This window comes from Mycoplasmopsis felis ATCC 23391 (assembly GCF_000701865.1).
GTDB classification, from domain to species: Bacteria; Bacillota_I; Bacilli_A; order Mycoplasmatales; family Metamycoplasmataceae; genus Mycoplasmopsis; species Mycoplasmopsis felis.
Map to the genome: position 1 here is coordinate 23,924 of NZ_JNKA01000007.1, position 11,506 is coordinate 35,429.

Consider the following 11,506-nt stretch of genomic DNA (forward strand, 5'->3'; position numbering starts at 1 on the left):
TTAATATGATAATTTATTGTTTTTATTAATTAATTTAGAAACGATTGAATATGTATAAAAGATAACAAATGTATTAAATCAAATTTTAATAGGACCAGATAAAACGTGTTGTGAAATTCAAACAAAAATGTCTTTTGTTTGTCCATTCCCTAATGAAATTAAATCAGCAAACGAAAGAATAGGAATATTAACCAATTCTAAAAATGAGCAAAACACAACAATCGGAACTAACTTTAAGTATGTTTCTGTTTTAAATCTAAAACGAGAATAAACTAAAAAACACATCATCATCACTGTTCCTGAACACATTAAACCTATCAATGCATATCTGTTTCTTATTAAACCATCTTGAATTGCATATTCTGGTGCTATCATTATAAATCAAGATATAGTTGAAATAACAATTACTAATAATAATAAACCTACAAACAAGTAAATATTACTTAAGGTATTATATGTAGTTAAGTCATTTATATATTTCTTTTTATTATTTAAAGAAATTATTTTATTAGCTATTTTATTCATTTTACTATACTGATTATTAGACTTCAATATTTTATATTTAATAATGTACAAATTAATTTTTTGTCCGATTCTTTGAATTCTAAAATCTTTACTAAATGCAGTTTTGATTATTTGATTAAAATACATACCAAATAGTCCGGCTATTAAGCCGTTTACTGCTGTTGCCAATGTATAAACTAAATTATAACCAGCAGGTGGAATAAATAATAAGGATAAAAAATCACTAACTATTCCTACAAATATACCTATAATAGGACCAAAAATAAAACCAGTTATTTTAACAGGTAAACCAATAAATGAAAACTTATATGTAGGCAAGTTAACAATAGGAACTATTTGTGCTACAACTATTGTAAAACTAACTGAAATAGCAATCAATATACCTACTAAAACCATATTCTTAATAGTTCATTTAGGAAATAAAGATATTTCTTTTCAAATATTGTTATTCTTTACCTTATATAATATTTTTTTCATAGTTTAATTTTATAATAATATAAGAATTTAATAATAAAAATAAATTTAGTTCAAATAAATAGAAATTACTTTTGCTTTCTTTTTAAAAGAATATTATGGTTTGTATTTTTATATTTGAATAAATTAAGTAATTCTTCTAAGTTATTTTCATTTATTAATTCTGTTGGTTGGATTTCTTGTTCATCTATGTTTTTAAAGAAATCTTCTATTTTACTGTATTTTATAAAATGAATATTTGAATTTAAGGTATTTTGTTGAATTTGAATTTCTGTTTCATCTGATATAACGAATAAAGAAAAATACAAAATCTCTTTATTCAACTTATTTAATAAATAGTTAACATTATTTTGATTTTCTAAAATAAAATTCTTAATAATTTTTTTCTTATGTGGTTTTTTATTATCGTTAAAATAAAATTTCTCTGAAACAGAATCGCCTGTTATTATTCCTGTTAACGATAAGATTTCAACAAAAATAATAAAAGATTCTGTTATTAGTAAATTTATATTTTGTATATTCTTCTTTTTGCCTTTAAAATATAGATTTTCTTTAATTAAATATTTTTGGTTTAAAGATGTTTTTATTTTAGAAATCACTTCTTCTTTAAATAAGAAATTTTTAGTTAGTTCTTTTTGTTTTATGTGTTTTTTAATTAACAATAAAATTGATGATAAACATGTTATACATAAAAATAAAACTATAAAGAAAATAGTTAATATAAAATGATCTTTTTGTGCCATATAATCCTTAATAATAAATAAAATAAAATTGAACTTATTTTTGTTCAATTTTATTTACTGGTTTTGTTTTGCTTAATTTTTCCATATGTTCTGATTTATAGTTTTTATATGAGATAACTTTAATAATAAACGGATTGATTCATCTTTGAGTTATTCCTTGAACAAATAAATAAAACACTGGTGCTAAAATACCTCCAAGCATTAATGAAATGGTAGCTGAAACTACTGAGTTGTAATATAATTTTGCACCATCAAAATTTGCTTCAGATGAAAACATACCAACTATTTTTTTTATTTGTTCTGTTCCATTTGATAAATCTTCAAATACTAAAAGTGGTAATTGTTGTGCTAATCCTCTAAATGGATTTATGGCAGCCGAACCACCTAGTATACCCATTCAAACGCTCATTGAAATAATGAACATAATAAATAAATCACGATATTTTCCATTTATATTAGGAGAAAAAATCGGAAATAATAAAACCGCTGTCATAACTAATTCTATAAAAAATATTCAAGTAGAACCACTTAATAAAGCAGATTGAGAGTTCGAAACACCCTGGAAGTCCGGAAAGGCTTTTTTAGCAGCTGTTATTGCATCAAATGGAAGATTTGAAAAATATCCAACATGACTTTCGTTTGTTAATTTTCCTACTCCGTAAATTATGGCACCAGCTGTTATTGCACCCAATAATTGAATAAAAATTTTATAAACTACATATCATCCTGTTTGACTACCATTTAAATATCTAAAGAAACTAACAGTCGGATTTAAATCACAACTTCATCTTAAGAAAATAAATAAAACTAATCCTACAGCTATAAAACCTGCATAAAATCCAACTATGATGTTATGAATTAAATATTCTTCTATTCTAAATATATGCCCATCTGATACTTTAATTATTGTATTTAAACCTGCTAATAGTAATGATAATAATATTGTACCAACATATTCTGAAATACCATGAATTACTCAAGTTTTAACATCTTTTGGTTTTTCAGAATTTATTCTATCTGTTTTTTTTAACTTAAAAAAACTAAAAATACTTGTTTTTTCTTCATTTATGTTTTGATTAACCATTTTTTATTTTTCCATTTTCCATTACAAATAAAGCATGTGTAAAATCTCCATTTTGTGCTGCATCTGCATTTTCTAATGTAGTTTTAGCAATTTGTGTTAATGCTAAATCAGTCAAGAAAGCTTGATGCGATGTTATGATTACATTATCCATTTCAATTAGTTCTTTTCAATCAGGATCGATTTGTTTTAAATCATCTATTCTTGAAGAAACATCTTCATAAAATCTTCCTTCTTCTCTTTCGAGAACATCAGTTGCTAAACCACGAATTTTACCTGATTTCAATCCTTTAATAACTGCTTTAATATCTAATATTTCACCTCTTGCTGTATTTATAATAATTACATCTTGTTTCATCTGAGTAATGGCTGCTTCATTAATTAAATATTTAGTCGAAGCAAATAAAGGAAAATGTATTGATATAAAATCACTTTTGTTTAATAATTCAGTCAAACTAACGAATTCTATTCCTAATTGATTTGCTAAGTCAGGGAAATTTTCTTGAGCAAATGAGTCATAAACTAAAACTCTTGCACCTGTTGCTTTTGCAATTCTAATAAATGTTTGTCCTATTTTTCCTGAGCCTATAACACCGATAACTGAATTACCTATACATTTACCATCTAAGCCATTTAATGAAAAGTTATATTCTTTTACTCTTTTATTTGCTATTAATAAATTTCTATTTAATAATGATAAACCTGCAAATGCAAATTCACCTATACTTTCAGCTGAATAGTTAAAGATTCTAAACACTTGAATTCCTAATTCATTTGCCTTTTTAACATCTATTTTGTTATATCCCATCGATCTTTGGAATCAATATTTGACACCTAATTTAGATAAAACTCCCAAAATTATTTTGTCTCCATATGTGTTAACAAAACCACAAACAGCATCATAACCTTTTGCTAAATGAGCAGTGCTTAGGTTTAAATTTTCCTTAAAAAATGTAATTTCATGTCTGTTATTATTGTATTCATTGAAGTATTTAATATCATAATCCTTAGCATCAAAAAACGCTATTTTCATTTTTACTCCCTTTATAAATATTATATAAATTCAAAAGTGTAAAAATTATACAACATTTTTTTATTTTTAAAGTTAATAATTAAAGTTATAAATAAACTAAAAAGGTGTTATATTTTAGTAATAAATAAGTTTTTTTATATATAAATTTTGTATGAAAGATATTATTTTATTACTTAGTTATAAATACAAAGGTAATCAATATGAGATTTATAAAAATCTAAAAAAAGGAATTAAATTAGACAAAAAACAAATAAAAGAAATAAAAGATGGTTTGAATAAAAAAGATATAAATTTTATTAGTATAATAGATGAAAGTTTTCCTAAAGAGTTCTATGAAATGAAAGAATGTTTATTTGGTTTTTTTTATAAGGGTAATTATAAACTGATGCAAAATAATTCAAAATTTTACATAATTAATGAAATTTGAGATGAATATACTTCTAAAATAATCAAAAATTCTCTGAATCAGCTTGTTCAAAATTCTGTTTTAATAACTAATAATTATAAGAAAACTGAAAATCAGTTTATTAAATTGTTTAGAACTTTAGGGGGTAAAATAATACATATAGCAAAAGAGGGATTAGATACATTTGATTTTAGTGAAATTAATTTAGAAAACGAGTTAGTTATAAGTCAATATCCATTAAACACTCATCCAAAAATAGATTTTTTCAAATATTCTAATTATGTTAGTGCTACTTTATCTAAAACTTTAATTTCCTTTTCGATGAAAAATAATTCAAAAGCTAATCATTTAATTAATTCATTTTTAAATATCGGAAAAGATATATATTGTTTCCCGGGAAATGGAATTGATAATGAAAATAATAAATTGATAGAATCTGGAGCTAATATGATTTTGGGAGTTTCTAAAGTAATTAATATTTAACAAAAATCTATTTTCAATTTCATTTTTATATAAAAAACAAAACAACATTGTGTAAATTATTTTTACTCAGTATTGTTTTGTTTTTTTTTAGTTTTGATTTAGTTTTTTTCAGGATAAACTGAAACATACTTTCTATTTTTTTTGTTTTCAAACTTTACATAACCATTAATTTTAGTAAATAATGTATAATCTGTTCCTAGACCAACATTTGTCCCTGGGTGAACTTTTGTTCCACGTTGTCTATAAATGATTGATCCTGCTTTTGCAAATTGTCCGTCACCTAATTTAATACCTAAACGTTTAGAATGTGAATCACGACCATTTCTGGTAGACCCACCAGCTTTTGTTTTTGCCATCTTCTAATTATCCTTTAATTGACTCGATTTTTACACGTGTATATGGTTGACGGTGTCCTAATTTTCTTTTATGGGTAGACTTAGCATTGTGACGATACACTACTATTTTTTTTGCCTTACCTTGTTTTTCAATTATACCTGTTACTAAAGCATTTTTTAAATATGGTTGTCCTATTTTAGAATCTACTAGTAGAACTTTGTCGAAATTAACTTTTGTTCCTACTTCACCTTCCATTTTTTCAATAAAAATAGTTTGACCTTCTCTTACTAAAAGTTGTTTCCCACCTGTTTCAATTATTGCTAACATGCAACTCCTTAATAAAGTGGCTCGTCTTTAAGGTGAGTAAATATACTGCTTAATAAACCTTTTTAGAACGGTTACTCAAAGGTAACATTGTAATTATATCAAAAAAGTTATATTACACTAAAATATAGTTATATTATTTTTTGATGAATTTGAACTCTTTGTTTCGTAATTTCATTTATATGTATTTGTCTTGTCTTTAATTTCACCTGATGAAGAAAAAGCTGATTTTAATAACCCTACTATTGATGAAAGACTTGATACAAGTAATGAAATACCTGAAAGCATAGAAGTAAATGCAAAACCTACATTTGTATTTTTTAAATCTTCTTCTTTTATCTCTTTTAATTCATTTAATTTCATTTTAGACCTCCATTAAGTAAATTACTTTTTTAAACAGATAAACTAAAAGTTAACTAATGTTCAACAAATTCTGTATTAAATTTACCTATAACTTTATTTATTGTAGAAATAGAAATTCAAATATTAGAATCTATTAGTTTTAAGTCATATAAAATATTTGGAGTTTCTAGCAATAACATTACTGTTTCAATTTTAACTGATTGCTTATTTGTATAACCCGATTTATATCTTTCTATTCTATAAGAATGTCAATAATTAATTAATTTAAAATATGCTAATATTTTCTGAGGGTCACTACTAATTATTGTTAAAGAAACTTTTTTATATTTTGGATAAATTAAATCAATAAATAAATTAACTACTAATATATATAAAAATGTGGTTAGTTCTCTCATTCCAAAATATATTTTAGAATGATTGTGTTTATTTTTTAGTCATTCAAATCTTTCAATTATTTCAGTATCACTATTTAAATTAACACCATTATAACTTGGTGAATTTAATAATTTGAATTTTTCTTCATTTAATAAAGAAAATGGATTGACTGGTTCTTCATATAAATAGTTTGGCTTAATGAATGAAAATATAAAAAGAAATAAGATTGCTGAACAAACACCAATGATAGATAAAATGTGACCAACGCTCTTTTTAGACTTCATAGAGAAATAATATGCAATAATATCAGTTCCACCAGTTGAACCACCGGCTTTTCAAGATAAAGATATTCCGAATGCTATAAATAATGCACCTACTATTGAATAAATAATATCACTTCAATTTGTATATGGTTTATATGAATCAGTAAATGTTATAAATTCATTTATTGATTGTGAAATAATCTTAGATGTGAAAAAGAAATTAGTAATTATTTGACATACCATAAAACATAGTGTCAAGATAACAAAACTTCGCTTTATTCTTCAACCAAATATTAAAAATAATGGTATATTACATGCTAGATAAATTAAAGCAAAATATGGTTTTATAACAGGGAATGAATATTGTAATAATGTAGGAATTCCTGTTACTCCTGATGGAATTGTTTCTGCTCTATTCAAAAATACTTGAATGCCTGCATTAAAAATAAATGCTGCTATAAATATTAGTAAGATCTTTTTTCAATATCTTTTAACTATATTTTTAAGAGATATTGATGCATCCTTATTGTTTAAAAGATGTTTTCCCATCTTATATTTAATTTTTTCACTTCTTTCTTGAACTGCTAAATTACTTAATTCGTCTTTTGATAATTCATTGTTATTTGATTCTAGATTTAAAGAATTTACTGTTTTACAATAATTTTTATAACACATTAGATTTTTTTGGTCTTTTTTTGTTGACTTCTTTAAATTTAAATCTTCTTTTTTTATTTCTTTAGGTAACATAACATAAATTTTATATTTTTTCTTGATTTACAAAATTAATAATTTAATTTTAAAAAAATAATAGGAATTAAGATTCCTATTATTTAGTTTATAAAATTGAATTTTGGTATCTTTTTAAATTATTAACTTTTAGTTTAGGAAAAAATGATGTTCCTATAACACCAAAAATACCTATAAAAATACAGACATCAGCAAAATTAAAAGTACCTAATGTTTTTTTAAATAAATATTCTAAAAAAGGAATATAAAAGACATCTTTGACATAACCATTGAAAATAAAACGATCTAGCATATTACCTAAATCACCCGATAATATAAAACCAATAAACAATCCTTGTAATAATTGTCTTTTATTAACAAAAAAACCATAAAATAAAATTACAAAAAATAAGATAATGCTAAAAAATTGAATAAGAGTTGTATTTCTTGTTTTAGCAAAAGTAACTCCACCGTGTCAGATGCTTCTTATTCCTAAAATTTGAAAATCTTTTCAATCAGAAGAATCAGGATAAATAGATTCAACAGATATATAATGACCATTATTGAGTTTTACTTGCTCTATATTATTTAATGTTTTAATATCACCATGTAAAAATAATAAGTTTTTTGTCAATTGGTCTATCATTAATAAAATAAGAAGAGTTATAAATATAGTTATATATATCTGAATAATTTTAATTTTATTAGATTTAATATATTTAAGAGCTCAAATAATTTTTTTATTCATTTGTTTCCAGAGATTGAATTATGTTATAGCAATTTAAACATAATTCTTTTTTAATTTCAATTTCTTCAAAATGATTTCAACATCTTTGACATTTCATAGATTTAAAAGGACTTACTTTTAATTCATTACTTGGTGTTATTTTCCCAACCATTAATAATGTTTTTAAATCTAAAGTTTGTATTAATTCATTTTGTTTTGGTAAAAATAATTCTAGTTCATTAGAACGTTTTACTTCATTATTTTTAATTGAATTTTCTATTAAAATATTAACTTTAGACCTCAAATCAAAGAATTCTTGATATGATTGTAATATATTAGAATCATATAAAATATCTTTTAATTCAGGTAGTGTTTCTAACATTACTGATTCTTGTTTGTTTTCTAAATTAAAAAATGAATATGCTTCTTCAGTTGTTGTAGGAATAATTGGTGTTAATGATACTATTAAGAATTTTGTTATTTCATACATATTTGTTAAAACCATCATTCTTTCTGTATCATTTTTTTGACGAACGTATAAAATGTCCTTTGTTATTGATAAATAAAAACTAGATAATTCAACTATGTAATTACTTATATATTTAATTACATTAATAAATTTATATTCATCATACGATTTAATAACATTATATTTCAACTCATTTAATTGTTCTTGTATAAATAAGTGAATTCCTGTTCTTTTAAAGTGTGGATTGTATTTAAAATCATTTAAATTACCTAATAAAAACTTTAAAGTATTTCTAATCTTTCTGTAAATTTCAGAATTTTGTTCAATAATTTCGTTTGAAATAGAAACATCAGAAGTGTATTCTGAATTAGCAACTCACATCCTTAAAATATCTGCACCTTGTTTTTGAATAATTTGTAATGGATCTACAACGTTTCCTTTTGATTTAGACATTTTTTCACCTTTTTTATCTACAACAAAACCATGTGAAATTAGGTTTTTATAAGGTGTTTGTTCGGTATAAGCAACTGAATTAATTATTGATGAATTAAATCACCCTCTATATTGATCACTACCTTCTAAATATAAATCATATGGTGCTTTTGAAACTCCATCAATATCACAAGCTATGCTTGAAACACCAGAATCAAATCAAACATCCATAATGTCTGTTTCTTTTTTAAATCCTTTTTCTCTATATTTAATAGGTAATAAATCATTTACATCTTTTTCTCATCATATATCAGTTCCATATTCAGATACTAAATTTATTACATAATCAAATATTTCTTCTTCTATAACAGGATTATTGTCTTTGTCATAAAATACAATAATAGGAACCCCTCAAGATCTTTGACGTGATATAGTTCAGTCACTTCTGTTTTGTATCATACTATACAATCTTTTTTTAGGTCATTCAGGATATGTTATTACATTATTTTCTATTTCTTTTAATATTTTGTCTCTTATTTTATCAATTGAAACAAATCATTGAGGTGTTCCTCTAAAGATAATTGGTTTATGAGTTCTTCAATCATGTGGATATGAATGTTTAAATCTTTCGAAATATATTAATTTGTCACCTAGAAATAATGATATTTCTTTGTTAGCATCATCATAAAACATTCCATCAAATTTTGTTTTTGTATTATATATATTTCCATTATCTGAAATATGCATAATTTTTTCTAGATTATTTTTTTGGCCTATTAAATAATCATCTTCTCCAAACATAGGTGCAATATGAACTAAACCGGTTCCTGATTCTGTTGTAACGTGATGTCCTAAAACAACGGGCGCAATAAAATCTAATATAGGTGTTTTATATTTGACTTTATCAACAATTTCTTTACCATAAAATTTATCTAATATTTCATAATCATTTAAATTAGTTTTGTTTATAAAACTATTTAACAATTCAGAAGCTATAATATAAAATTTATCATTGATTTTAATACGTAAATACTCTATTTCTAAACCAACTGCAACTCCTGCATTAGCAATTAGCGTTCAAGGTGTTGTTGTTCATATTAAGAGATGGTCATTTATATTTATTTTTTCAAAGTTTGATTCAATAATTTTAAAAGCAACATAGATGGATGGAGAAACTATGTCTTTATATTCTACTTCTGATTCAGCTAATGCACTTTGGGAACTTGGAGATCAAAAAACAGGTTTTAATCCTTTGTAAACCAAACCATCCATTAACATTTTCTTTAAAACTTTTAATTGATGTACTTCATAGTTTTTATCAAGTGTAATGTAATATTTATCAAAATTAGTAAATAATTGAAGTAATTTAAATTGCTCTTTTTGAATTTCAACTTGTTCTTTAGCATACTTTGCTGCTTTTTTTCTTAATAATAATGGATCTATTTCATCTTTTGAAATATTTAATTCTGTTAACATTTTATGTTCAATTGGTAATCCATGTGTATCTCACCCTAAAACAAAAGGTGAATAAAAACCTTTTAATGATTTATATCTAACAATTATATCTTTTAAAATTTTATTTGATGCATGTCCCACATGAATATTTCCATTTGCATATGGTGGACCATCATGTAATATAAATTTTTTATTTCCTTTATTTTTTTGAAGTACTTTTTTATATATATTATTAACAGTTCAAAAATCTCTAAATTTAGGTTCTTTTATAACTAAATTAGCTCTCATTTCATATTCAGTTAATGGCATATTAAGTGTTTTTTTGTAATCCATGTTTTCTCCTTTTTTAATTTTATTATTTATTTTGCTTTTAAAAAATAAAATTACTCTATTTTATAAACTATTTATAGCTTACAAAATAGAGTAATTTTATGGTGGCCCCGGCAGGAATCGAACCAGCGACACACAGAGCTTCAATCTGTTGCTCTACCAACTGAGCTACAGGGCCAAAATGGCGGTCCAGACGGGGATCGAACCCGCGTTCTCCTCCGTGACAGGGAGGCGTATTAACCACTTTACCACTGAACCTTTGGTTGCGGAGACAGGACTTGAACCTATGACCTTCGGGTTATGAGCCCGACGAGCTACCAAACTGCTCCACTCCGCGATATGAAACTATAAATTGTTTAATTAATGGCGGGTGATGAGGGATTCGAACCCCCGCGGGCCGTGAAGCCCCTGGCAGTTTTCAAGACTGCTCCCTTCAGCCGGACTTGGGTAATCACCCATTGGTGGACCCAACAGGATTCGAACCTGTAACCAACCGGTTATGAGCCGGTTGCTCTAACCGTTGAGCTATAGGTCCATAAACTAATTTATAGATTTAATTGGTAGCACCGAAGAGAGTCGAACTCTTGACCTTCCGGGTATGAACCGGATGCTCTAACCAACTGAGCTACAGTGCCATATATGGTGGAGAGTATGGGATTCGAACCCACCACCTCCTGCGTGCAAGGCAGGCGCTCTAGCCAAATGAGCTAACCCCCCATATAAATGGTGAAGAAGACAGGATTTGAACCTGCGACCACTACAGCCCAAATGTAGTGCTCTACCAAGCTGAGCTACTTCTCCATTTTTGTAATGGCTATATTATTATATATTAAATTTAATATATAAAAAATTTTTTTTGAAAGATTTTTGTTCTTTCAAAACTGAATAGTAATTAATAATTCATTAAAATGTCTGAATACATTTTAACTTTTAAACCTATCAATTTATTAGTAATGGTCAG

Annotated in this window: 11 protein-coding genes and 8 tRNA genes; 1 reads left to right on the plus strand and 18 read right to left on the minus strand. The window is 25.1% G+C overall.

Translation table 4 applies throughout. From position 1 onward, the window contains the following. The 4 genes from T405_RS01285 to T405_RS01300 all read right to left on the minus strand — a co-directional run bounded on the left by T405_RS01285 (position 1) and on the right by T405_RS01300 (position 3,856). The gene (locus T405_RS01285; RefSeq protein WP_036430312.1) at positions 1–1,002 is read right to left on the minus strand and encodes an ECF transporter S component; all 1,002 of its coding nucleotides are present in this window, start codon (positions 1,000–1,002) and stop codon (positions 1–3) included. A 65-nt stretch (positions 1,003–1,067) separates the two neighbouring features. Further along, the gene (locus T405_RS01290) at positions 1,068–1,742 is read right to left on the minus strand and encodes an NERD domain-containing protein (protein ID WP_156951221.1); all 675 of its coding nucleotides are present in this window, start codon (positions 1,740–1,742) and stop codon (positions 1,068–1,070) included. Positions 1,743–1,776: 34 nt separating this feature from the next. Further along, positions 1,777–2,826, minus strand: a complete 1,050-nt coding sequence (locus T405_RS01295) for an aquaporin (protein ID WP_036430314.1) — start codon at positions 2,824–2,826, stop codon at positions 1,777–1,779. Then, positions 2,819–3,856: an NAD(P)-dependent oxidoreductase gene (locus T405_RS01300; RefSeq protein ID WP_036430315.1), complete on the minus strand. Its 1,038-nt coding sequence runs from the start codon at positions 3,854–3,856 to the stop codon at positions 2,819–2,821. The genes T405_RS01295 and T405_RS01300 overlap by 8 nt, the downstream gene beginning before the upstream one ends. A 151-nt stretch (positions 3,857–4,007) precedes the next feature. Between T405_RS01300 and T405_RS01305 the strand changes: the two genes are divergently transcribed. After that, positions 4,008–4,745, plus strand: a complete 738-nt coding sequence (locus T405_RS01305) for a DNA-processing protein DprA (protein WP_036430316.1) — start codon at positions 4,008–4,010, stop codon at positions 4,743–4,745. Between the two features lie 98 nt (positions 4,746–4,843). Here T405_RS01305 and rpmA read toward each other — a convergent pair whose 3' ends face one another. The 14 genes from rpmA to T405_RS01375 all read right to left on the minus strand — a co-directional run bounded on the left by rpmA (position 4,844) and on the right by T405_RS01375 (position 11,346). Then, positions 4,844–5,101: a 50S ribosomal protein L27 gene (gene rpmA / locus T405_RS01310; protein WP_036430317.1), complete on the minus strand. Its 258-nt coding sequence runs from the start codon at positions 5,099–5,101 to the stop codon at positions 4,844–4,846. 7 nt (positions 5,102–5,108) lie between these two features. Then, the gene (rplU, locus tag T405_RS01315; protein WP_036430318.1) at positions 5,109–5,408 is read right to left on the minus strand and encodes a 50S ribosomal protein L21; all 300 of its coding nucleotides are present in this window, start codon (positions 5,406–5,408) and stop codon (positions 5,109–5,111) included. A gap of 117 nt (positions 5,409–5,525) precedes the next feature. Continuing rightward, entirely contained in the window at positions 5,526–5,768 is a 243-nt protein-coding gene (locus T405_RS01320; protein ID WP_036430319.1) for a hypothetical protein, read from the minus strand. A gap of 53 nt (positions 5,769–5,821) precedes the next feature. Further along, positions 5,822–7,153, minus strand: a complete 1,332-nt coding sequence (locus T405_RS01325; RefSeq protein WP_036430321.1) for a YitT family protein — start codon at positions 7,151–7,153, stop codon at positions 5,822–5,824. Between the two features lie 88 nt (positions 7,154–7,241). After that, positions 7,242–7,778 carry a signal peptidase II gene (locus tag T405_RS01330; protein WP_169734322.1) on the minus strand — a complete coding sequence of 179 codons (537 nt, stop codon included), beginning with the start codon at positions 7,776–7,778 and terminating at the stop codon, positions 7,242–7,244. Positions 7,779–7,872: 94 nt separating this feature from the next. Beyond that, a complete protein-coding gene (gene ileS, locus T405_RS01335; protein ID WP_036430323.1) occupies positions 7,873–10,548 on the minus strand; it encodes an isoleucine--tRNA ligase in 2,676 nt (891 codons plus the stop codon). Positions 10,549–10,647: 99 nt separating this feature from the next. Then, positions 10,648–10,723: transfer RNA gene (locus tag T405_RS01340), tRNA-Phe, on the minus strand. A 4-nt stretch (positions 10,724–10,727) separates the two neighbouring features. Next, positions 10,728–10,803, minus strand: a tRNA-Asp gene (locus T405_RS01345). A 2-nt stretch (positions 10,804–10,805) separates the two neighbouring features. Beyond that, positions 10,806–10,882, minus strand: a tRNA-Met gene (locus T405_RS01350). Between the two features lie 27 nt (positions 10,883–10,909). Beyond that, positions 10,910–11,002: transfer RNA gene (locus tag T405_RS01355), tRNA-Ser, on the minus strand. Positions 11,003–11,004: 2 nt separating this feature from the next. Next, positions 11,005–11,080 (minus strand) — tRNA-Ile (locus T405_RS01360). Between the two features lie 23 nt (positions 11,081–11,103). Next, positions 11,104–11,180: transfer RNA gene (locus T405_RS01365), tRNA-Met, on the minus strand. A gap of 5 nt (positions 11,181–11,185) precedes the next feature. Then, positions 11,186–11,262 (minus strand) — tRNA-Ala (locus T405_RS01370). Between the two features lie 7 nt (positions 11,263–11,269). Continuing rightward, a tRNA-Pro gene (locus tag T405_RS01375) sits at positions 11,270–11,346 on the minus strand. Positions 11,347–11,506: the final 160 nt, after the last annotated feature.